A 20,145-nucleotide genomic window follows, 5' to 3' on the forward strand; every position below is an offset into this window, starting at 1 on the left:
TCGGTCAGCGTTGCGCAACTGGCGGCGGCGTTAGCCCGCAGCCCTTGAGGATGATGGCGATCAGGTTGTCGCTGGCGTGGGCGAAGTCTGCACGGGTCATGCGCTTGCCGTTGATGCGGCGGATCTGATCGGAGAAATCGGCGTAGTGCTGGGTACTGCTCCAGATCATGAAGATCAGGTGCATCGGGTCTACCGGGTCCATCCTGCCGGCGGCGATCCAGGCGTCGAACACGGCGGCGCGGCCGCGAAACCAGCTGCGATAATCCTGATTGAAGTGTTCGGACAGGCATTCGCAGCCGCTGATGACCTCCATGGCGAAGATCTTCGAGGCCTGCGGATGGCGTCGGGAGAATTCCATCTTGATGCGGATGTACTCGGCCAGGGCGGTGGCGGGGTCGTCGTCTACGGTGAGGTCGTCGAAGGCAGTGTCCCAAAGCTCGAGAATGTGCCGCATGACCTCGACATATAGCCCCAGCTTGCTGTTGAAGTAGTAGTGCACGTTGGCCTTGGGCAGCTTTGCGCGGGTGGCGATGGCGTTCATGCTGGTGCCCTTGAAACCGTACCGGGCGAACTCTTCGGCGGCTGCGGCGAGTATGGACTCCTCGTTCTTCTGGCGAATGCGGCCAGCGGGCTTGCCCTGAGCGGTGTAAAGCGGCTGCGGTGCGTTGTTCTTGTCCATGGTCCCTATCCGTGAGCGCGCTGGCGGCCGGCCTTCAGTTATGAGCGTTAGCCCAGCATTGGAGGCCGTCATCGGTTTCGGCGGGCTGAAGCCCGCCCTACGGTTCAGGCCACGAACCCCAGAGGAAGAGGTGGTGAACCAAGTCGGGCTGATTCTGCACGAGTTTTGTTGCATGAGCAGCCGTTGCGCTTGCCAGGACCAACAGCCGTTCTTGCAGGGCAAGCGCCGCCCGGGCATTCGGGCGGCGAGCGCGTCAGAAATGCGCTTTGACGATGGCGCTGAAGGTGTTCTGGTCGGTCGGGCCGACGAAGTTCTCGCTGACGAAACCGCCGTCCTCGATGCCGTACTTGTTCGACCAGTAGTCGTACTCGATACCGACGTAGAGCTTGCCGGGCGTGTAGTCCAGCGCCTTGCCGAGGTCGTACTTGATCTGCGGGTTGAAGTGGAAGTTCTTCTTCAGTTCGGTGTTGCTGTTCTTCTTGTCGTTGACGACCCAGTCGATATAGCCGTCGAAGAGGATGTCCGATTTGCCTACCGGGAAGGTCATGGCCCAGGTCGGGGTGATCTGCCACTGGCCGCTCGGCTTGCCGGTGGTGCCGTCAGGCTTGCGGTAATAGGTATTCAGGGCGAAGCGGTCGAAGCCCGGGATGGCGAGGTCCACGGCCGGGCCGAGCAGGTAGTTCTGGTTCGGCGTACCGTCGTCCTGGCTCTCACCGCGCTCGTAGGTGGCGGAGATCAGCACGTCCTTGATCGGGCCGAAGGAGAGGTCGGTACCGGTGATCTTGCCCAGCGATAGGCGCGGGCTGAACTCACCGTAGTAGGTGTGGCCGTCGCTGCCGGAAATGCCGTTGTACCACTTGTTGTCGACGAACAGGAACATGTCCCCCCAGGTCCAGCCGCTGGCATGTTCGAAGGTGATGGTCTGCTGGATTTCGCCGGCATCCACCTTGTAATCCTTGCCATACAGATAGGTCAGGCTGTTGTTCTGCCAGAGCATCGGGCTGGCCATGGCTTGACTGCTGAGGATGAACCCGGCCGCGAGGGCTGCGGTGGTCAGGCTGCGCTTCATTGATGTGTACTCCGTGTTGGCTTTGAGTGGGCTTGTAAGTTGTCCAAGCGGTCAGGCTTTGGTCCCTAAGCAAGCGGCGAGCCAATACGTGTATGCGGCTGTAGTGTTAAGTTAACCTGCTGATTATAAATGAGTTATTTTTTGGTAATGGCCGAGTTGATGACGATCTAAAGACCGCGGCGGTGAACAATTGCGCCTGCATGATCTGACCGATGCGTCAGCTTGCTTCAGTTTGGGGCGCAGCAGATGGCCGATTGCCAGGCTCGCCACCGAAACGGTGCGTAAGGCGCGATGTCGCGGACAGATGGACAGGGCAGCGTTAGCGCGGGCGGTGAAGCGCAACTGCCGGCACTGGGCCGGCAGTCTTGGGGCGTGGATTGATCAGTGCTGGGTGACGAGGGCGCTGTTGTGCGTTCCATTCTGAGTGATGTACGCGGAGTTGCCGTAGCCGGCCTGGGTGGTGATGGCCTCGTTGCCGAAGCCGTGCTGGGTCACCTTAATCAGGTGGTCGGCGCCACTCTGGCTCAGCACGACGTCGTTCAGGGTGCCTTCCTGGCGGACGGTCGCCAGGTTGTCGCGGCCGTTCTGTTCGATATCGCTGCTGTTGTTCCAGCCATAGCTGACCCCGACGATTTCATTGTCGGTGCCGTTCTGTACGGCGTTGAGTTCATTGCCGATTCCGTCCTGGTGGAAGTGCAGATCGTTGCCGCGGCCCGTCTGGTCAACGGACGCAACGTTGTAGCTCCCTTCCTGGATGGTTTTGGCGGTCTGGTTGCGGCCGTCCTGGTACACATCGGCTTCGTTGCTGTTGCCGAACTGCTCGGTGGTAGCGGTGTTGTTGCCACCGAACCAGCCATTGGTCTGCACGATGCTGGAGTCGTTGCCGGTGCCGTTCTGCAGGACGAATGCGTTTTGCGCATTCCCGCTCTGGTTCACGTCGACGGTGTTGTTGCTGCCGTCGGACATGACGTAGGCCTCGTGCTGCAGGCCGGTCTGCGAAACCATGGCATCGTTGCGCCAGCCGATCTGCTCGATTTCGGCAATCGAACCGCTGCTGGCGAGTTGCATGACATGAGCGTCGTTGTCGGTGCCCTGCTGATCGATTGTCGCGCGGTCGATCATGCTGGCGGCCTGCGTGATGCTGCCGTTGTTCAGATCGCCGTTCTGCGTAAGCGTGGCCTGGCTGGCGTAGCTGGCGGATTGGGTGACAAGACCGTAGTTGTCTTTGCCGGTCTGGCTGGTGGTGGCGTTGGTCATCGTCGCGGCAGTCTGGAAGGTCTCGGCGACGTTCTTGATACCGTTCTGGTTCTGCGTGGCACCGGTTTTGTAGGTGCCGGTCTGTTCTACCAGAGCATCGTTGCCCCAGCCGCGCTGGTTCTGCGTCGAGCCGGTCATCACAGCGGCATTCTGCTGGGAATTGGCGACGTTGAAATTACCGGCCTGGCTTTGCTTGGCGGTCGTATCGTAGGCGCTGTTCTGCTCAATCATCGCGTTATTGCCGAAGCCGCTCTGGCCCTGGGTGGCCAGGTTGCCCGATCCGCCGCTTTGCAGCACTTCTGCGACGTTGTTGATGCCGAGCTGGTTTTGCTCCGAGGTGTTTTCGGCGGCAAAAGCCTGGGCAGTGGCGACGGTCAGAAGGGCTGCTACAAGAGGTTTGAACTTAAACATTTTTGTCACTCCATGGATGTTTTAAGTACAGCGGTATTTCCCTGGGATTAGCGGTACTGGCGAACCACTACCGTCAGACCTTGGCCGCTCTGGCTTACATTGCTGTTATGCCCGCTGCCGGTCTGTTCGATGAGGGCGCGATTGCTTGCGCCCTGTTGTGCGATGGCGGCGCGGTTGTCCGAGCCGAGCTGTTCGATATGGGCGTCGTTGCCGAAGCCGTCCTGGCTGATCAGCGCCGCGTTTCCCAGGCCGATCTGCTCGATGGAGGCGCTGTTGGCGTAGCCGCTCTGAATGATGTACGCCTCGAGTTCCGCACCGCTTTGTACGATGCGCCCGGCCATGTCCTGGCCGGATTGCTGAACGACCGCGAGCGCGCCTTGGGCGCCGGAATGGGGGAGGCTGGGGGAACCGCCGCTGGCGAAGGAAAGTTCGTTGGGCGCGAGATCGGTCGGGGTGGCGAAGTCTGCATGGCTGTAAGAGGCCAGCAGCAGAACGGCTGGTAAAAGCAGGTCATGCGCAATCCGTTGCGAGCGGGTCATGGCGTCCTGTCCTGATGGGCTCAGATGTCGCCATATTTGCCCTGAATCGGGTCGGCGACCATCCATCCAATGATTGAAAGTGCGGTGATCTGGTGCGTGATGGGTAGTGACAGGCGTTGTTCGTCGGCGATCTGCAGAACATCGTTGGCGCATTTGCGTGCATGGACCCGCCTACGGCATCGCCATGGGGCGTGCCGCAAACAGGTCATCGAGACGGGTTTTCGTAGAAGGTAAACTCTCGTCGGCATCGCGCCGACGAGGCGCCTCAGTTCAGTTTGCTCAAATACTTGCTCAGTTCCGGATGCTCGCTGCCGTGGCCTTCGGCGGTCTGCCAAAGGCGTCGATCGACACCTTGGGCGATAAGGTGCGCAACGGCGGCCTCGATCGCGGAAAGCACGCAGAGCTGCGCTGGCTCGTTGGTGGTGTAACCCGCCTCGGCTTCGAGCAGTTCCTTGAACTCGATGAACTTGTAGACGTTGGCGCTGCGGCCGACGGAGAAAATCGTCTTGGTGGTCATCACGTTCGACAGCACTCTGCCGCTGCGCACGTCGATGGCTCGCAGGTTCACCGTGACCTGATCGACGCGGTATTCCTGGGAAAGCCCGATACCGAGGTAACGCGCACCCTGGCCGCCGCTGCGCACGTTGGTTTCGTAGGCGACGATGGCGCCTTCCATGATGATGTTCGCTGCCAGTAGTGATGGCAGCTCGGACTGGATGTTCGGTGCGACATCCGGCTTGGCCTGCGATGCGCGGATGATTTTGCGTTCGGTCAGTACGTTCTGCAGACCTTCTCGCTCGAGCACCACGAACCAGCCGCTGGCTTGCATGGCATCGACCAGCATGCTCGCTGCGCCCTGGGTCACCGCGGTGGAGAACGAGCTGGCCGGGGTAGGCTTGTACTGGCCAGTCTGGTCGCGGAAGCCGTACACCGCAGCCACCAACGGGCCTTTCGGGCGCGGCAGCGCCAGCAGGTCCTGATAGGTCGAAGTACGTGGGGTCAGGGTTGGCGGGTGTTGGTCGGCAGACATGGGCTCGCGTACGGCGCAACCTTGAAGTACAGCCATCATCCCTATGGCTACGAATAGGCTTCTCATGGCCTTTGTTTCTCCTGGGGTCAGTTCTGTCCGACGATGATTTCGGATATTTCGCCGGTGAGGCGGTCTTTAATTTCCACGATCAGCATGCCGGCATCGCCGTTGTAGACGCGCACGATAAAGTCGTCGGTGGTAACCATGCCGGTCTTGCCATCCTTCACACCGTTGAGCAGGTCGCCCAGCACGCGCGACTCCAGCTGGCTGGTGAACCGATCCAGCGCGGACTGATTGCCCAGCAACGATGAGCGGTCCAGCGCGTCGGGGTCCTTCTTCTTGTTCTGCGCCTGGGCGTTACCCAACAGCCAGGCGCCGTTTAGCGGGCTGCCGCCGAAGGAGGGGTTGACCGGCGTGTACACCAGTTCGGTGGCGCTGGCGCCGGCGCTTAGCAGCATGCCGCCGAGCAGCGCGCCGAGAGTCTTGCGGGTGAGCTGTTTCATAACTCGTCCTTGGCCATGTCAATGTTGTCTTCGAACAGCGCTTCGATCTTGCGCCGGTTGATTTCCTGCACCACGAAATCGGCCGCCTCGTAGGCCGGCTCCTTCATGTCCGCCACGTTGGGCTGCAGGAACCGGCGATACAGCGTCTGGTTCTCGTGTTCCACCCACACCAGAACCCCCCAGCGGGCTGAGGGCCTTTCCTTGATGGCGAGGTTGAAGTCCAGACCGCTGATGTCGTTCAGACGTTCGCAGAAGCGCACGTAGAATTCGTGACCGGAGCGGGAGATCGTGTTGTTGGTGATGAAACCCTGCAGTTCGGCTTCGTCGGCGTGAGCAGACAGGCCTAACAGCAGCAGAAGCAGTGCGGCGGTGCGTGTCACGACACCGCCTCGCCGACGTGGGCCAGCACCAGCGACGCACCCTGTGCGCGGTTGCTGGCGCCGAGCTTGCGCAGGGCGTTGTGCACATGGCTTTTGATGGTATGGATGCTCAGGTGCAGCTTTTCGCCAATGGCTGCGTTGGACAGGCCCTGGCCAGCGAGCGCCAGAATCTGTTTTTCGCGCAGGGTCAGCTCGTCGATTACCTGATGCGCGTTGCTGAGCTGGCGGTAGCGACACAGCAGCGCTTCCATCAACTGCCGGGGCAGCCAGTCGCCGCCGGCAAGCATCGCCTGGACGCCGCGTACGAAGATGTTGCGCGGGGTTGCGCGGTAGAACACGCCGCGGATCCAGGGGTGCGTTTCGACTAGCCGTCTTGCCTGATCCGGTTGTGCATTGATCAGCGCCATGGGGGCATCGCCGAATTGCCGGAGCAGATGCACGCAGGCGTCACGGTCAAAGCTGGCCACATCAAGCAGGATCAACGCCGCATCAGCCTGTTCGGGACGCGGTGCGATCATGTGGACGAGGGTGCAGTCGGGGCCATCGTGCAGATGCTGGCGTAGCGTGCTGTGAAGCAGCCTGCTGGCAGAGAGCAGCATTACGCGAGGTTGGGCGGGCTGATAGGCCGACACGGCTTGATCTTTCATTCGCATGTCCTTTGCTGAATGGTGATAGGAGTCCTTGATTTCTTGTACTCGTCTGATGTCACGTTACGGTGCGCACTTGAAAATAGTTCAGCTATGCGACAAAAAAAAGTCAAAAACATAAATTAGTGTCAGCTTACCGACGAATAGGGTGCGAGAGAATTTTCTGGCAGTGTTCTGGCATTGCTCCTAAAGTCCGCTTTTCTCAATGGAACGGCCGTAACTGCGGCCAATGTGGATGGAAATCGTCATGGCTGATCCGCTTTTCTGGCTGGTGTTTTTCTCGGCGGCGCTGGCGCTGAACCTGTCGCCTGGGCCGGATCTGCTCTACGTGATTTCGCGCACCCTGAGTGGCGGTCGTCGCATCGGCATCATTTCCGCCTGTGGCGTATGCAGCGGAGCGCTGGTGCACGTGGCGTTCGCCGCGCTGGGCATCTCGGCCATCCTCGCCACTTCGGCGCTGGCGTTTACGGTGGTCAAGTACGTCGGTGCTGCCTATCTGCTTCATCTCGGCTATCAGGCACTGCGCTCGGCCGGCGGCGGAACCGTGCTGGCCCTCAAGGCGGCGCCGCGAGCGTCCGCCTGGAAAGCCTATCGCCAGGGCGTGCTGGTCGATCTGCTGAATCCCAAGGCGGCGATTTTCTTCATGGCTTTCCTGCCTCAGTTCGTCCGCCCCGAGCATGGCTCCGTACCGCTGCAGCTGCTGGTTCTCGGCGTGCTGGTGGTCGTGGTGGCGATCATCATCGAGTGCATTGTGGTGCTGCTGGCTGCTCGCGCCACCCAGGCGCTGCGCGCCAATCCGGCCATAAGCCAGTGGCTGGACCGGGCGCTGGGCTCGATGCTCATCGCGCTGGGTATTCGCCTGGGCTTGAGCGAACGCCTCTGAAAGGGAATTGATCGCCCCTGCGCGGCTCTCATGAGAGAAGGGCAGCCCTTCGGCAGCCCATGATGGGAGCTGTGTATGTCTCAGCAGAGCAAGAACACCTCGGCCAGCCTGATTCCCTGTCTGCGCTATCGCGACGTGGACAAGGCCATCGACTGGTTGTGCCACGCCTTTGGTTTCGAGTGCCAGCGCCTGTACCGCGACGTACAGGTCGGCATCACCCACGCACAGCTCGCATTCGGCAACGGCATGCTGATGGTCGGGCCGGTGGTGGATTCCGAATACGGCCGTCAGCTGCGCCAGCCCGACGAGATCGGTGGCGCGTCGACCCAGGGCATCTATGTGATCGTCAACAGTGCCGATGCGCTCTACGCCCAGGCCAAGGCGGCCGGGGCGCAGGTCGTCGTCGAACTCAAGGACGAGGACTACGGTGGGCGTGGTTTCACCTGCCGAGACCCTGAAGGGCATCTGTGGAGCTTTGGTACGTACGATCCCTGGGCGGACGAAGCGGCGGGTAGCGTCGCCCAGGCGTGAGTACGGCTTTGCGTGCCGGGTAGCGCGCCGACCATCGGGGGGAATGTTCGGCGTGACGCCGCTGTCAGCTTAACTACGACAGTAGACTGCGGAGGAACGACGATGGCCTATGGAAAACTCTACGGTGCCCTGGTGGTGCTGACCGGCGCATCCAGCGGTATCGGTCGCGCCGCGGCCCAGGCGTTTGCCCGCCAGGGCGCGCGACTGGTGCTCGCAGCACGCGACGCCGAGGCGTTGGCGGAAACCGCCGATGAGTGCCGGGCGCTCGGTGGCGAAGTCCTAGTGGTAGCCACCGACGTCACCCATAGCGACGAGGTCGAAGCGCTGGCCAGCGCCGCGGCGGAGTTTGGTCAGGGGCGCATCGATGTGTGGATCAACAACGCCGGGATCGGCGCGGTCGGGGCGTTCGACGAGACGCCACTGGATGCCCATGAACAGGTGGTGCAGACCGATCTGCTCGGCTATCTGCGCGGCGCCCATGTGGTGCTGCCGTACTTCAAGCAGCAGCAGAGTGGTGTGCTGATCAATACGCTGTCGGTTGGCAGCTGGGTAGCGCAGCCGTTCGCGGCGGCCTATTCGGCCAGCAAGTTCGGCCTGCGTGGTTTGTCCCAGGCGCTGCGCGGCGAACTGGGCGCCTGGCCGGGGATTCACATCTGCGATGTGTATCCCGGCATCGTCGATACCCCCGGCTTTCGCGACGGCGGCAACTACGCCGGGCGCTCGTTGCAGCCGCCACCACCGCTGCTCGATCCGCGTCAGGTGGCCGACGCCATGGTCAGTCTGGCCCTGCATCCGCGTCACACCACGTCGGTCGGGGCGACTGCCACAGTGCTGCGCCTGGCGCACTTCCTCACCCCGGGCTTCGATCGTATCAATGGACTGCTGACCGGTTTCGCACTTGGCCGCGCGCAGCGAGTGGCGCCTTCGTCAGGCAACCTCTTTCATCCGCCGCTGGGCCAGCGGCGCATCGATGGCGGCTGGCGCTCGTCGCCGGATGATGACAAGTGCTGGCTGTTGCTCGGCGGCGTCGCAGCCGGATTGATCGGCCTTGGAGTGTGCCTGGCGCGGCGGCGCTGATCCGCTGTCAGCGCACCTTCGGCGCGGCACTGACGCCTTCCAGCGTGGCGAAGGAGGTGTCCTTGGCGGTCAGCAGGAAGTCGCGCATGAAGGGCGAATCGAGCATGTCGGCACGGATGCCAGCATAGAGCGTGGCAAACAGACCCTTGTCGCCCAGGCGTTTGGCGGTGACGTAGCCGCGCGAGCTGTATTCGTGCAGCGCCCAGTTCGGCAGCGAGCAGACGCCGCGCCCCGATGCCACCAGTTGCATCATCATCACCGTGAGTTCAGAAGTGCGCACCTGCGCGGGTTCGATATCCGCCGGTTCGAGGAAGCGGGTGAAGATATCCAGACGGTCGCGCTCGATGGGGTAGGTGATCAGCGTTTCGCTGGCCAGGTCCTCCGGGCGGATGTACGGCCGCGCGGCCAGTGCGTGCTGGTTCGCCACCGCCAGCAGCGCCTCGTAGGTGAACAGCGGCACATAGGTGATACCCGGCAGCTCCAGCGGATCGGAGGTGACTACCAGATCGAGATCACCGCGCGCCAAGGCCGGCAGCGGGGCGAAGGAAAAGCCCGAGGCCAGATCCAGCTCGACTTCAGGCCAGGCATCGCGGAACTGGTCGATCGTTGGCATCAACCACTGGAAGCAGCTGTGGCACTCGATGGCCATGTGCAGGCGCCCGGCCGTGCCGCCGGCAAGGCGCGCGAGATCCCGCTCGGCACCCCGCAGCTGCGGCAACATCAGGTCTGCCAGCTGTAGCAGGCGCAAGCCGGCGCTGGTGAAACGCACCGGGCGGGTCTTGCGCACGAAGAGCTGCAGGCCGAGGCGTTCTTCCAACTCCTTGAACTGATGAGAAAGCGCCGACTGCGTCAGATGCAGGCGTTCGGCGGCTTCGACGAGACTGTCGGTTTCCCGAAGTGCATGAAGCGTCTTCAGGTGACGAATTTCCAGCATGCCGAACTACCTTGCGAGGCGGGACTGATTGCGGCCGTGGCCAACAGGCAGGCGTCCCGGAATGGATATGCAGATGAGCGAAGCTCATCCGCCGCAAGTGTGTCCTAGCACTCGAATGCTGTCGAGTCGCCGCTATGGGTTCGACAAGGGCTCTCAAAGCCAGAGCCGGGAAACCATATAGGCAAGGCCGAAGAAAAACAGCAGCGCGGCGATAATCATCGCCCCATCACGGGCCATCATGCCCAGCCCGAGCACGCTCAACGCCGCACCGGCAGTGGAGTTGCCAAATGGAATCAGTTCCAGCGGTGGCATGGTGGCAGCGATCGCCAGGCACAGCACGGCATTCAAGCGATTCGCCAGGCCATTGGTAAGGAAGGTCAGTCGTCGCTTGAGCAAGCGGTCGACGAACCCGGAAATGTGGTGCAGAAAAGCCATGGCCTTGTCGTACTTGCTACGCGAGGCGCTACGCCTGAGCAGCCATTTAGGCAACCAGAAGCGCTTCCGTCCGATCAGCAACTGAGCTGCAATCAGCGAAACCATCACCGCAAACACGCTGGGCAGTCCGGGAATTCCGGATAGCGGCGACAGTACCAGCAGCCCAGGCACCAGCAGCAGCGCGCCGAAGCTGCGTTCATCGGTGGCTTGCAGCATGCACTCGATGGTCACCGGCTGATCGGCTTCTCCGGCCTGCTCCAGGCGCTGCAGCAGGCTTTCGAGATTCTGCGGAGGCTGGTCTGGATTCATGAATGGCGCCCTGCGAAAAGAGGTTTTCTTTAGAGGGCTGGCGACCCGAAATTCTCCAACATGAATATTTCTATATTTGAAATGTAATTAAGTGAGTTTGTTTCAAGTGGGTCGGGGGCGGACAATCCACTCATTCATGCAGAACGACATTTGGAGTGAGAAATGGCTGTAGCGCACAACCTCGGTTTTCCACGCATTGGTGCGGACCGCGAACTGAAGAAAGCCCTGGAGGCGTACTGGAAGGGCGAGCAGGACGAGCAGGGGCTGCGTCAGGTTGGCCGCCAGCTGCGCGCGCAGCACTGGCAAGCCCAGGCTGACGCCGGCATCCAGTTGCTGCCGGTGGGCGACTTCGCCTGGTACGACCACGTCCTCAGTCACTCGTTGATGTTCGGCGTAGTGCCGCAGCGCTTCCGCCCGGCCGATGGCCAGCCGACGCTGGACACGCTGTTCGCCATGGCCCGGGGCGTGACCAACAGCTGCTGCGGTGGCGGCCAGGCCCAAGAAATGACCAAGTGGTTCGATACCAACTATCACTACCTGGTGCCGGAGTTCACCGTTGACCAGCAGTTCCAGCTGTCCTGGTCGCAATTGTTCGAGGAAGTCGAGGAGGCGCAGGCGCTGGGTCACGCGATCAAGCCTGTGCTGGTCGGCCCACTGACCTATCTTTGGCTGGGCAAGCTCAAGGGCGAGGGTGCCGAGCGTTTCGACAAGCTCGATCTGCTCGAACGGCTTCTGCCGGTTTACGGTGAGGTGCTCGACCGGCTGGCGGCGCAGGGCGTCGAGTGGGTGCAGATTGACGAGCCGATCCTTGCCCTCGACCTGCCGCAGGACTGGAAGAACGCCTTCGAGCGTGCCTACAACCTGCTTCAGCGCGCCCCGCTGAAGAAGCTGGTCGCGACCTACTTTAGCGGACTGGAGGACAACCTCAGCCTGGCCGCTGCGCTTCCGGTGGACGGTCTGCATATCGATCTGGTGCGTGCGCCGGAGCAGTATCCGCTGATTCTCGACTGGTTGCCGACCTACAAGGTGCTGTCACTGGGGCTCGTCAATGGGCGCAACGTCTGGCGCTGCGATCTGGACAAGGCGCTGGAAGTGGCACGGCATGCCGCTGAGCGTTTGGGTGACCGGCTCTGGCTGGCGCCATCCTGCTCCCTGCTGCACAGCCCGGTGGACCTCGAGCGGGAAGATCGACTCGACCATGAGCTGAAAGGCTGGCTGGCCTTTGCCGTGCAGAAATGCGCCGAAGTGGCGACCCTGGCCCGAGCCATCAACGAGCCGACGAACGAGGATGTCGCGGTCGAGCTGGCGCGCAGCCGTGCGGTGCAGGCGGCACGTCAGCACTCGCCACGCATCCACAAGCCGCAGGTCCAGGCACGCCTGAGTGCCATCCAGCCGCAGGACAGCCAGCGCACGTCGATGTTCGCCGCGCGAATCGAACAGCAGCGCGCGCGGCTCGACCTGCCGGCGTTCCCGACTACGACCATCGGCTCGTTCCCGCAGACGCCGGCGATCCGCCTGGCGCGGCAGGCCTACAAGCAGGGCCGGCTGTCGCTTGGCGATTACACCGAGGCGATGCAGGCCGAGATCCGTCATGCGGTGGCGGTGCAGGAGCAGATCGGTCTGGATGTGCTGGTGCATGGTGAAGCGGAGCGCAACGACATGGTCGAGTACTTCGCCGAGCAGCTCGATGGCTATGCCTTTACCCGGTTCGGCTGGGTACAGAGTTATGGCTCGCGTTGCGTGAAACCGGCGGTGATCTACGGCGACCTCAGCCGCCCGCAGCCGATGACCGTCGACTGGATTCGCTACGCCCAGCAGCAGACCGACCGGGTGATGAAGGGCATGCTCACCGGCCCGGTGACCATGCTTATGTGGTCCTTCGCTCGCGAAGACGTGTCGCGTGAGGTGCAGGCGCGGCAGCTGGCGCTGGCGATCCGCGATGAGGTCTGCGATCTGGAAGCCGCCGGCATCCGCATCATCCAGATCGACGAGGCGGCGTTCCGCGAGGGCTTGCCGTTGCGTCGCGCGCAGTGGCAGCACTATCTGGACTGGGCGGTCGAGGCGTTCCGTCTGTGTGCCAGTGGCGTGCGTGACGAGACGCAGATCCACACGCACATGTGCTACAGCGAGTTCAACGACGTCATCGAGTCCATCGCGGCGATGGATGCCGATGTCATCACCATCGAGACCTCGCGCTCGCAGATGGAGCTGCTCGAAGCCTTCCGCGCCTTCGACTATCCCAATGACATCGGCCCGGGGGTCTACGACATCCACTCGCCACGCGTGCCGGGCACCGCAGAAATGGTGCAGCTGCTGGAGAAGGCCGCCGAGTGCATCCCTGCCGAGCGGCTCTGGGTGAACCCGGATTGCGGGCTGAAGACCCGCGCCTGGCCGGAGACCGAAGCGGCGCTGGTGAACATGGTGGCGGCTGCCCGTCAGTTGCGTGCCTCGCGCAACGCCAAGGTGGCCTGACTTAGGCGCTGGCGCGGCGCTCCATTGCGGAAGGCTGCGCCGTGGCCCCTCAGCCCTGGGCTACGTGGTCGAAGTGGGTCAGGCGCTCGGCTGTTCGGCTGTCCAGATAACGCTGTAGCAGCGCCACCTCTGCGGGCTGCATGAACAGCCCGAGCTTGGTGCGGCGCCAGAGGATGTCTTCTGTCGTCTGCGCCCATTCCTCCACCATCAGGTAGTCCACTTCCCGCGCATGCAGGCCGGCGCCAAAACACTCGCCAAGGTCCTGCAGTGAATCGGTGCCCTTGAGCAGCAGCCAGCTGCGGCTGCCGTAGGTCCGCCCCCAGCGTCGGGCAATGGGGCCGGGCAACCACGGGTAGCTGGCGCAGAGCGCATGGGCCAGGGCTGATGGTTCGTCCAGATGTTCGCCGCCAGGCAGCGCCGCGTCTTGGGTCCAAGGCGCTTTCATTTCGGGGAACAGCGGCGCCACCTGGGCCAGCGCCGCTTCGGCGAGCTTGCGGTAGGTGGTCAGCTTGCCGCCGAACACCGAGAGCAACGGCCCCTCACCGGCGCTATCGCTGAGCGTCAGCGTGTAGTCGCGGGTGATCGCCGAGGGCTGGTCGGACTCGTCATCGCAAAGCGGCCTGACCCCGGCATAGCTGTAGCGGATGTCGGTGCGGCTCAGTTGATGCTTGAAGTGCGCGTTGACGATGGCCAGCAGGTAGTCGATTTCTTCGTCGGTGATTTGCACCCGCGCCGGGTCGCCGTGGTACTCATGGTCGGTGGTGCCGATCAGGCTGAAGTGGCCGAGATACGGCGTGATGAACACGATGCGCCGATCCTCGTTCTGCAGGATGTAGGCGTGATCGCCCTCGTAGAGTTTCGGCACGACGATATGGCTGCCCTGGATCAGGCGCATGCCGTGCGGGGACGTCTGCCGGAGTTGCTCTTCGATGAACGAGGCCACCCACGGACCGGCGGCGTTGACCAGCGCGCGTGCGCGGATCGAAAACCGGCTGCCATCCTTACGTTCAAGATGCAGGTGCCAGAGCGCCTTGCTGCTGCGCGCGCTGACGCAGCGAGTGCGGGTGTGGATATGTGCGCCCAGCTCGCGTGCGGCCATGGCATTGAGTACCACCAGCCGCGCGTCGTCGACCCAGCAATCGGAATATTCGAAGCCGTGGGTGATTTCGTCTTTCAGCGGGCTGTCGGCACCGAAACGCAAGCTGCGCGAACCACCGAGCTTTTCGCGTTTGCCGAGGTGATCGTAAAGAAACAGGCCGGTGCGAATCATCCACGACGGGCGCAGATGTGGGCGGTAGGGCAGCACGAAGCGCAGCGGGGTGATGATGTGCGGCGCCTTGGCCAGCAACACTTCGCGCTCGGCCAGCGCTTCGCGAACCAGGCGCAGCTCGTAATGTTCGAGATAGCGCAGCCCGCCGTGCACCAGCTTGCTGCTGGCGGAGGAGGTGTGTTCGGCCAGGTCGCCCTGTTCGCAGAGAAACACCGATAGGCCGCGACCGGCTGCATCGGCGGCAATACCTGCGCCATTGATACCGCCGCCCACCACGGCCAGGTCGTAGACTTCCGCGAGCGGTGCAAGAAGAGGATGATTCATGGGCGCTTTTAACTACCGATTCTTCGTCGCGTTACGTTAACGCCATTCATCAACCAATAGCACTACAAAGCCATGACACCCGCCATCGATCTGTTGAAAAAAGCACGCGCCGAACACGCCGTACACAGCTACGAGCACGACCCGAAATCCGCCTCCTACGGCCTTGAGGCGGCGGAAAAGCTCGGGCTGGAGCCCGCACGGGTGTTCAAGACGCTGCTCGCCTGTAGCGAGAAGAACGAGCTATTGGTTGCCGTGGTGCCCGTCGCCGGCACCCTCGATCTCAAGGCGCTGGCCCATGCGGCCGGGGTGAAGAAGGTCGAGATGGCCGATCCGATGGTTGCACAGCGTGCCACCGGCTACCTGGTCGGTGGCATCAGTCCGCTGGGGCAGAAGAAGCGCCTGCGCACCTTTATCGACAGCTCCGCGCAGGCGCAGCCGACCATCTATGTGAGCGCGGGGCGTCGCGGGCTGGAGGTGGAGCTGGCGCCGGCGGTACTGGCCGAGCATACCCAGGCAGTGTTCGCTGCAATTGGACGCGGCTGAACGGGGCACGCAGGCTTTGTCCGGGGGATTCGCGTGGCGTGTATCAGCGCCAATTAGATTTCTTCGCTGGCCGTGATGGCGACGGGCTATATTCCAGTTGTCCCGGTGGCCAAGCGAGAGCGCTCTTGAATCTTTCAGCGGTTGTTCCCAAGCCAGGTTCTTCATTCGCGCTGCGTGCTTTTTATCCGCGTGTGATCGGGCTGGCGGTGGGTTTCTTCTGCGTAGCGGCGGTGCTATGGGAGCGCGATACGCCAGCTTGGGTGTGGGGGTTGCTGGTCGGGTTCTGTTTCGTCTGGCCACTGATAGCGCTGAGCCTGTCCCGAAGGGTTCGCTCTGCTGTGCTCAGCGAGAGGCGCCACATACTGTTCGACTCCCTGATGGGCGGGTTCTGGATCGCCACGATGGAGTTCAACATGCTTCCGTCGGCAGTGCTGTTTTCGATGCTGGCGATGAACAACAGCGCAAACGGTGGGGTGCGTCTAGTCCTCAAGGGGCTGCTGGCGCAGCTCTTGGGTGGGATCGTTTCGGTGTCGCTACTGGGCTTCGGCTTTGCGCCGCAAACCAGCGAGTTGCAACTCTACGCATGCTTGCCAATGCTCGTCGTCCATCCGGTTACTACCGGGATGGTGCTCTATCGTCTGGCTGATCGGCTTGGCAATACCCAACGTGCATTGCGCAGTCTGAGCCGCACCGACAGCCTGACGGGCCTGTTCAATCGTGGGTATTGGAACGAGCTGTTGCAGCTGGAGTTCTCCCATTGCAAAGCTACTGGCGGCGTTGCCAGCCTGGCATTGATCGATCTGGATAACTTCAAGCTTGCCAATGATCGGCACGGGCGGGCTGTGGGTGATGAACTGCTCCGGCAGGTAGGGCGATGCATTCACCGCAACCTGCGCGCCGGTGACATGGCTGGACGTTATGGCGGCGACGAGTTCTGCGTCGTGCTGCCCGGCGCTCGCGCCAAGGACGCTTGGGAGGTTCTCGAGCGCCTCCGCGCTGAGATTGCCGAGCTGGACTTCCCGTTGGCGCCCAGACTGAGGGCCAGCCTGAGTATCGGCATCGCTGAGTCCGACCCACGGATGGATAATGTACACGCCTGGCTGCATGTGGCCGATCAGGCGCTATACGAAGCCAAACGCCTTGGCCGCAATCGGATCGCGCCGGCCCAGCCGCTCACTGGTCGTTGAAGCCAGCGTCGCGGGCGGTTTACCTGGCACGGACAGCGATATCTGCAGCGTTGGCTCCTGACGCTCAGGGGGGGATCAGGCTGGGCCGTTTACTGTTCCCTGTGCTGCCTTGGACACCGCGATGCTGCGCTGTAGCAGAGCCTCGGTATCGGTAGCACCCATCATGCGCGCGGCAGCCTGCGCGGTTGCGCCGCTGGCATCCTGAACCTGCGGATCGGCACCCTGAGCCATCAGGTACTCGACGATGGCGGTGCGGTTGAACATTGCGGCCATCATCAGCGCGGTCTTGCCATCCTCGCATGGGCTTTCGACATCGGTGCCGTGTTCGAGCAGCAATCTGATCATCGCCAGGTCGCCTTTGAACGCCGCACCGGCAAGCGGTGTATGACCGCGGCGGTTACGCAGTTGCGGATCGGCGCCGTGCTGCAATAGCAGGTGGCTGGCTTCGAGATGGCCGTGGTAGCTGGCAAGCATCAGGAGGCTGTCGCCGGCGTGGTTGCGCAGGTTCGCAGGCATGCCTTGGCCCAGCAGTTCGTCAAGACGAGCACTGTCGCCGTTGCGTGCACTGTCGAATACCTGCTCGGCGAAAGCCAGGGTGGCCTCATCCAGTTCCTCTGTTTGCTTGAGCGCTTGCATCGCGATTCTCCGTTGGCAGGCTGTTCACCGTATCGAGCGCCAATTGTGTTGGCCGACGAAAAGATAAGCCAACCAAGCCTTTCTATACCGCGGATAGGGGCGCTGTATGCCGTGCTGAGATACGCCCGAGATACCAATCAGAACGTATGTAGGATCTGGATTTTCTTCTTGGGCGACATCCAGGTCATGACCGCCACTTTGCGCGCACCAATCCGGACGGTTGTGGCAGTATTCGGCGGCCTGACATGCCGATGCCAATTGCGATGAAGCCCGAAGATCTCGAACGCCTGGTGACCCAGACGATGCCTTACGGTAAGTACAAGGGCCGGTTGATAGCCGACCTGCCCGGTAATTACCTCAACTGGTTTGCCCGCGTGGGATTTCCTCCCGGCAGCCTCGGCCAGCTGCTGGAGCTGATGCACGAGATCGACCACAACGGGCTTTCGGCTTTGCTTGAACCATTACGTCGGCGCAACGCGTCGCGGGGCTGATCGCCGACGAAGCCTGCCGTCACGGCTGCTCGGTTTGCTCGCGCAGCGCGTCCAGTGCTGGCGCGGCGTAGATGCCTACCTCCACCGCCAGCTCCATCAGCCGCGGCACATCGCAGGTATAAACCAGCACTGCCTGCAATTCGTCGTCCAGCGGTTCGCTGAGGTTCACCAGCACATAGCCGCCTTTCTCCGGATAGAGGCTGCTCAGCTGCACCTGAATGCGGTTCAGCGCCGTGAGTGGCTCGGTCTTGGCGAGCTGCTTGGGCTTCAGGACGAAGGTAACGCTGTCGCCGAATGACGCGACGATCTCGTTGAACAGCGTCTGGTAATCGTCCGCCTGAAACAGGACCGTCTCCGGCAGGCTGCCGATCACAACCCACTCGCCAAGAGGGATGGGAAAGCTGTCGTCGTAGTTGATGTCCGGATTGGCCAATAGAAAGACTTGCGGATCGGCGTAGGCTTGGGCGGCCTCATCGGCAACACGTTCAATTTCCTCATCAGTCATGCAGCCCGAGCTGATGAGGGTGATGAGTTCGGCAAGTTGATCTTTCATGGGCTGTCCTGCGGTAGTGAGCGCACAAGGATAACCAAGCTGATTGCTTCGTGCGCGTGCGCGTGCGCGCGTGCTGGCGCCGCGAACAGACCGCTTCGTTAGGCATATGCAAAGCAGTTCTAAGCTTATTCTGTTTCTGGAGGATGGCCGCCGCGCTGTGTTAGCGTCTGTGTGCGACAAGCTGCCGCACAAATAACAGAGCGTCGAGGTAAACGATGCCGGTGGGCGACAGCATAACTACAACAGCTGATGAGGCCTTTCATGAAATTTACTCGCTGGCCCCTGGCCGGTGTGACTGCGTTGTTGTTGACGATGCAGGCACAGGCTGCCGATGGGCAAAAGATCTATGCACAAGGGGGCGCCAATCCCGCCGCCATGGCGTGTGGTACATGCCATGGTGCGGATGCGATGGGGATGGCTGCAGCAGGTTTTCCACGCTTGGCTGGGATCAGCGCTGGTTACACCCGCAAGCAACTCGCCGACTTCCGCTCGGGTACCAGAGCCAATCCGATCATGCAGCCGATTGCCGCTGCGCTCAGCGACGAAGAAATTCAGGCTGTTTCCGCGACCCTGGAAGATATGCCGACGCAGTCGTACGCCATGATTGGCCGTGCAGAGAAAGCCGAAGGCGTCGGCGCTGCGCTGGCCTTGCGCGGCGCATGGGAGCGCAACGTTCCAGAATGCGTGGCGTGCCATGGCCCCGGCGGCGTGGGTGTGGGCGAGGGCTTCCCGCCGTTGGCTGGACAGTCAGCACAATATCTCAGCGGACAGCTCAATGCCTGGCGCCAGGGTGCGCGCAAGAACGATCCGAATGATCTGATGGGCCATATCGCCCGTTCGATGACAGATGCCGAGATTCAAGCGGTATCCGAGTATTTCGCGAACCTGGTGCACACGGAGGTCAGCCAATGAGAACGCACCGGATGCTCAGCGTGTTGGCCATGACGCTCAGTGGCTCGTTGTATGCCGCCGATATCAAGATGGACGACCAGTCGCAACTGTCACAGCAGAGCGCCAAAAGCGCTGGCGAGCAGTACTTCCAGCCGCCGAAGGAAGGCGATCTACCAGCCAATGCCTACGGCGAACTCGTCCAACAGGGTCGGGCGATTTTCGTCGATACCCAGAAATACGCAGCCGAATACGTCGGCAACGGCATGAATTGCACCAATTGCCACATCGAGCAGGGTCGCAAGGCGAATTCCGCGCCGTTGTGGGGCGCTTATCCGATGTATCCGGCCTATCGGAAGAAGAACGACAAGGTCAACAGCTACGCAGAGCGGGTGCAGGGCTGCTTCCAGTTCAGCATGAATGGCAAGCCGCCGGCAGCCGATAGCCATGTCATCAACGCACTGACGGCCTATTCCTATTGGTTGTCGACCGGTGCGCCAATTGCCCAGGAATTGCCAGGGCGGGCCTATCCCGAAGTGCCGCAGCCCAAGGCTGGTTTCGATCTTGCGAAGGGCAAGCAGGTGTACGTCGAGCAGTGCGCGATCTGCCATGGTGATAACGGCGAAGGCCAGAAGGCCGCTGGAGGCTATGTCTTCCCACCGTTATGGGGCAAGGAGTCGTTCAACTGGGGCGCCGGTATGCATCGGATAAATACCGCTGCAGCGTTCATCAAAGAGAGCATGCCGCTGGGCAAGGGTGGCTCGCTCAGTGATGAGGACGCCTGGCACGTCGCGGCATACATGAACAGCCACGAGCGGCCCCAGGACCCGCGATTAGTGGAAGGCTCGGTGGAAAAGACACGAGTCCGCTACCACGCCAACGATGGCGTGAACCTCTACGGACAGACGGTTGATGGCGTCGTACTTGGCCAAGGGACTAAATAAGAACTCTCGAACATCTTTGTGAACAGAAGAGGGCGCCATTGGGCGCCCTCTTCATTTTCCGACTATATAGTCACTTGGCGCAGAGCTGAATGACTTAATTACAGGCTTGTAATCGGCTCAATGTTACGGATTCTTTCAGCTTTTCATGCACAA

22 protein-coding genes are annotated in these 20,145 nt (G+C 61.9%); 9 read left to right on the top strand and 13 right to left on the bottom strand.

From position 1 onward, the window contains the following. Nucleotides 1-4: 4 nt before the first annotated feature. The 8 genes from CXK91_RS06995 to CXK91_RS07030 all read right to left on the bottom strand — a co-directional run bounded on the left by CXK91_RS06995 (nucleotide 5) and on the right by CXK91_RS07030 (nucleotide 6,515). Complete coding sequence (locus CXK91_RS06995) at nucleotides 5-679, bottom strand: TetR/AcrR family transcriptional regulator (protein WP_103455448.1); 675 nt, start codon at nucleotides 677-679, stop codon at nucleotides 5-7. A 253-nt stretch (nucleotides 680-932) separates the two neighbouring features. Further along, entirely contained in the window at nucleotides 933-1,748 is an 816-nt protein-coding gene (locus CXK91_RS07000) for an outer membrane protein OmpK (protein WP_103455449.1), read from the bottom strand. Between the two features lie 381 nt (nucleotides 1,749-2,129). After that, the gene (locus tag CXK91_RS07005) at nucleotides 2,130-3,416 is read right to left on the bottom strand and encodes a hypothetical protein (RefSeq protein WP_103455450.1); all 1,287 of its coding nucleotides are present in this window, start codon (nucleotides 3,414-3,416) and stop codon (nucleotides 2,130-2,132) included. Nucleotides 3,417-3,463: 47 nt separating this feature from the next. Continuing rightward, nucleotides 3,464-3,955, bottom strand: coding sequence for a curli production assembly protein CsgB (locus tag CXK91_RS07010; protein ID WP_103455451.1), 492 nt, complete (start codon nucleotides 3,953-3,955; stop codon nucleotides 3,464-3,466). Between the two features lie 265 nt (nucleotides 3,956-4,220). Continuing rightward, nucleotides 4,221-5,051, bottom strand: a complete 831-nt coding sequence (locus CXK91_RS07015; RefSeq protein ID WP_036990855.1) for a CsgG/HfaB family protein — start codon at nucleotides 5,049-5,051, stop codon at nucleotides 4,221-4,223. 20 nt (nucleotides 5,052-5,071) lie between these two features. Continuing rightward, the gene (locus tag CXK91_RS07020; RefSeq protein ID WP_103455452.1) at nucleotides 5,072-5,488 is read right to left on the bottom strand and encodes a curli assembly protein CsgF; all 417 of its coding nucleotides are present in this window, start codon (nucleotides 5,486-5,488) and stop codon (nucleotides 5,072-5,074) included. After that, nucleotides 5,485-5,868, bottom strand: coding sequence for a curli production assembly/transport protein CsgE (gene csgE, locus CXK91_RS07025; RefSeq protein ID WP_103455453.1), 384 nt, complete (start codon nucleotides 5,866-5,868; stop codon nucleotides 5,485-5,487). The genes CXK91_RS07020 and csgE overlap by 4 nt, the downstream gene beginning before the upstream one ends. Continuing rightward, nucleotides 5,865-6,515 carry a helix-turn-helix transcriptional regulator gene (locus CXK91_RS07030; protein ID WP_103455454.1) on the bottom strand — a complete coding sequence of 217 codons (651 nt, stop codon included), beginning with the start codon at nucleotides 6,513-6,515 and terminating at the stop codon, nucleotides 5,865-5,867. The genes csgE and CXK91_RS07030 overlap by 4 nt, the downstream gene beginning before the upstream one ends. Nucleotides 6,516-6,762: 247 nt before the next feature. Here CXK91_RS07030 and CXK91_RS07035 point away from each other — a divergent pair, with 247 nt between their 5' ends. The 3 genes from CXK91_RS07035 (at nucleotide 6,763) to CXK91_RS07045 (ending at nucleotide 9,006) form a co-directional block, all read left to right on the top strand. Then, entirely contained in the window at nucleotides 6,763-7,398 is a 636-nt protein-coding gene (locus CXK91_RS07035; RefSeq protein WP_103455542.1) for a LysE family translocator, read from the top strand. Nucleotides 7,399-7,473: 75 nt separating this feature from the next. Further along, complete coding sequence (locus tag CXK91_RS07040) at nucleotides 7,474-7,929, top strand: VOC family protein (RefSeq protein WP_103455455.1); 456 nt, start codon at nucleotides 7,474-7,476, stop codon at nucleotides 7,927-7,929. 102 nt (nucleotides 7,930-8,031) lie between these two features. Next, nucleotides 8,032-9,006: an SDR family oxidoreductase gene (locus CXK91_RS07045; RefSeq protein ID WP_103455456.1), complete on the top strand. Its 975-nt coding sequence runs from the start codon at nucleotides 8,032-8,034 to the stop codon at nucleotides 9,004-9,006. 7 nt (nucleotides 9,007-9,013) lie between these two features. Here the strand turns inward: CXK91_RS07045 and metR are convergent, their stop codons facing one another. Together metR and CXK91_RS07055 are read right to left on the bottom strand one after the other, a co-directional pair. Further along, on the bottom strand, nucleotides 9,014-9,940 hold the full coding sequence (gene metR, locus CXK91_RS07050) for a transcriptional regulator MetR (protein ID WP_003299093.1): 927 nt from the start codon (nucleotides 9,938-9,940) through the stop codon (nucleotides 9,014-9,016). Between the two features lie 153 nt (nucleotides 9,941-10,093). Continuing rightward, on the bottom strand, nucleotides 10,094-10,684 hold the full coding sequence (locus CXK91_RS07055; RefSeq protein WP_103455457.1) for an exopolysaccharide biosynthesis protein: 591 nt from the start codon (nucleotides 10,682-10,684) through the stop codon (nucleotides 10,094-10,096). 162 nt (nucleotides 10,685-10,846) lie between these two features. On the opposite strand from CXK91_RS07055, the gene metE reads away from it, so the two are divergent. Continuing rightward, nucleotides 10,847-13,156 (top strand): 5-methyltetrahydropteroyltriglutamate--homocysteine S-methyltransferase, encoded by a 2,310-nt coding sequence (gene metE, locus CXK91_RS07060; protein ID WP_103455458.1) that lies wholly within the window; start codon nucleotides 10,847-10,849, stop codon nucleotides 13,154-13,156. A gap of 49 nt (nucleotides 13,157-13,205) precedes the next feature. Here the strand turns inward: metE and glpD are convergent, their stop codons facing one another. Next, nucleotides 13,206-14,750: a glycerol-3-phosphate dehydrogenase gene (glpD, locus tag CXK91_RS07065; protein ID WP_103455459.1), complete on the bottom strand. Its 1,545-nt coding sequence runs from the start codon at nucleotides 14,748-14,750 to the stop codon at nucleotides 13,206-13,208. Between the two features lie 72 nt (nucleotides 14,751-14,822). Between glpD and ybaK the strand changes: the two genes are divergently transcribed. Continuing rightward, the gene (gene ybaK, locus CXK91_RS07070) at nucleotides 14,823-15,293 is read left to right on the top strand and encodes a Cys-tRNA(Pro) deacylase (protein ID WP_103455460.1); all 471 of its coding nucleotides are present in this window, start codon (nucleotides 14,823-14,825) and stop codon (nucleotides 15,291-15,293) included. 125 nt (nucleotides 15,294-15,418) lie between these two features. After that, a complete protein-coding gene (locus CXK91_RS07075) occupies nucleotides 15,419-16,480 on the top strand; it encodes a diguanylate cyclase (RefSeq protein ID WP_103455461.1) in 1,062 nt (353 codons plus the stop codon). Between the two features lie 75 nt (nucleotides 16,481-16,555). Here CXK91_RS07075 and CXK91_RS07080 read toward each other — a convergent pair whose 3' ends face one another. Then, complete coding sequence (locus tag CXK91_RS07080) at nucleotides 16,556-17,116, bottom strand: ankyrin repeat domain-containing protein (protein WP_103455462.1); 561 nt, start codon at nucleotides 17,114-17,116, stop codon at nucleotides 16,556-16,558. Between the two features lie 263 nt (nucleotides 17,117-17,379). Here CXK91_RS07080 and CXK91_RS07085 point away from each other — a divergent pair, with 263 nt between their 5' ends. Then, a complete protein-coding gene (locus CXK91_RS07085) occupies nucleotides 17,380-17,607 on the top strand; it encodes a DUF3820 family protein (protein WP_003280237.1) in 228 nt (75 codons plus the stop codon). A 19-nt stretch (nucleotides 17,608-17,626) separates the two neighbouring features. Here the strand turns inward: CXK91_RS07085 and CXK91_RS07090 are convergent, their stop codons facing one another. Continuing rightward, nucleotides 17,627-18,160 carry a hypothetical protein gene (locus tag CXK91_RS07090; RefSeq protein ID WP_103455463.1) on the bottom strand — a complete coding sequence of 178 codons (534 nt, stop codon included), beginning with the start codon at nucleotides 18,158-18,160 and terminating at the stop codon, nucleotides 17,627-17,629. 261 nt (nucleotides 18,161-18,421) lie between these two features. Here CXK91_RS07090 and CXK91_RS07095 point away from each other — a divergent pair, with 261 nt between their 5' ends. Continuing rightward, on the top strand, nucleotides 18,422-19,072 hold the full coding sequence (locus CXK91_RS07095) for a c-type cytochrome (RefSeq protein ID WP_103455464.1): 651 nt from the start codon (nucleotides 18,422-18,424) through the stop codon (nucleotides 19,070-19,072). Next, nucleotides 19,069-19,992, top strand: a complete 924-nt coding sequence (locus CXK91_RS07100) for a c-type cytochrome (protein WP_103455465.1) — start codon at nucleotides 19,069-19,071, stop codon at nucleotides 19,990-19,992. The genes CXK91_RS07095 and CXK91_RS07100 overlap by 4 nt, the downstream gene beginning before the upstream one ends. Nucleotides 19,993-20,145: the final 153 nt, after the last annotated feature.

Origin of the sequence: Stutzerimonas stutzeri, from assembly GCF_002909485.1 — a bacterium.
In the GTDB taxonomy this organism is placed as follows: Bacteria; Pseudomonadota; Gammaproteobacteria; order Pseudomonadales; family Pseudomonadaceae; genus Stutzerimonas; species Stutzerimonas stutzeri_AH.

What these genes read in the sequence shown, in the direction of transcription:
- metE (WP_103455458.1), top strand. Translation starts at nt 10,847, where the DNA reads ATGGCTGTAGCGCACAACCTCGGTTTTCCACGCATTGGTGCGGACCGC.
- CXK91_RS07100 (WP_103455465.1), top strand. Translation starts at nt 19,069, where the DNA reads ATGAGAACGCACCGGATGCTCAGCGTGTTGGCCATGACGCTCAGTGGC.
- CXK91_RS07045 (WP_103455456.1), top strand. Translation starts at nt 8,032, where the DNA reads ATGGCCTATGGAAAACTCTACGGTGCCCTGGTGGTGCTGACCGGCGCA.
- CXK91_RS07005 (WP_103455450.1), bottom strand. Translation starts at nt 3,416, where the DNA reads ATGTTTAAGTTCAAACCTCTTGTAGCAGCCCTTCTGACCGTCGCCACT.
- CXK91_RS07055 (WP_103455457.1), bottom strand. Translation starts at nt 10,684, where the DNA reads ATGAATCCAGACCAGCCTCCGCAGAATCTCGAAAGCCTGCTGCAGCGC.
- CXK91_RS07000 (WP_103455449.1), bottom strand. Translation starts at nt 1,748, where the DNA reads ATGAAGCGCAGCCTGACCACCGCAGCCCTCGCGGCCGGGTTCATCCTC.
- CXK91_RS07090 (WP_103455463.1), bottom strand. Translation starts at nt 18,160, where the DNA reads ATGAAAGATCAACTTGCCGAACTCATCACCCTCATCAGCTCGGGCTGC.
- metR (WP_003299093.1), bottom strand. Translation starts at nt 9,940, where the DNA reads ATGCTGGAAATTCGTCACCTGAAGACGCTTCATGCACTTCGGGAAACC.
- CXK91_RS07035 (WP_103455542.1), top strand. Translation starts at nt 6,763, where the DNA reads ATGGCTGATCCGCTTTTCTGGCTGGTGTTTTTCTCGGCGGCGCTGGCG.
- CXK91_RS07040 (WP_103455455.1), top strand. Translation starts at nt 7,474, where the DNA reads ATGTCTCAGCAGAGCAAGAACACCTCGGCCAGCCTGATTCCCTGTCTG.
- CXK91_RS07095 (WP_103455464.1), top strand. Translation starts at nt 18,422, where the DNA reads ATGAAATTTACTCGCTGGCCCCTGGCCGGTGTGACTGCGTTGTTGTTG.
- CXK91_RS07010 (WP_103455451.1), bottom strand. Translation starts at nt 3,955, where the DNA reads ATGACCCGCTCGCAACGGATTGCGCATGACCTGCTTTTACCAGCCGTT.
- CXK91_RS07020 (WP_103455452.1), bottom strand. Translation starts at nt 5,488, where the DNA reads ATGAAACAGCTCACCCGCAAGACTCTCGGCGCGCTGCTCGGCGGCATG.
- CXK91_RS07015 (WP_036990855.1), bottom strand. Translation starts at nt 5,051, where the DNA reads ATGAGAAGCCTATTCGTAGCCATAGGGATGATGGCTGTACTTCAAGGT.
- CXK91_RS07080 (WP_103455462.1), bottom strand. Translation starts at nt 17,116, where the DNA reads ATGCAAGCGCTCAAGCAAACAGAGGAACTGGATGAGGCCACCCTGGCT.
- CXK91_RS07030 (WP_103455454.1), bottom strand. Translation starts at nt 6,515, where the DNA reads ATGAAAGATCAAGCCGTGTCGGCCTATCAGCCCGCCCAACCTCGCGTA.
- glpD (WP_103455459.1), bottom strand. Translation starts at nt 14,750, where the DNA reads ATGAATCATCCTCTTCTTGCACCGCTCGCGGAAGTCTACGACCTGGCC.
- CXK91_RS06995 (WP_103455448.1), bottom strand. Translation starts at nt 679, where the DNA reads ATGGACAAGAACAACGCACCGCAGCCGCTTTACACCGCTCAGGGCAAG.
- CXK91_RS07085 (WP_003280237.1), top strand. Translation starts at nt 17,380, where the DNA reads ATGAAGCCCGAAGATCTCGAACGCCTGGTGACCCAGACGATGCCTTAC.
- ybaK (WP_103455460.1), top strand. Translation starts at nt 14,823, where the DNA reads ATGACACCCGCCATCGATCTGTTGAAAAAAGCACGCGCCGAACACGCC.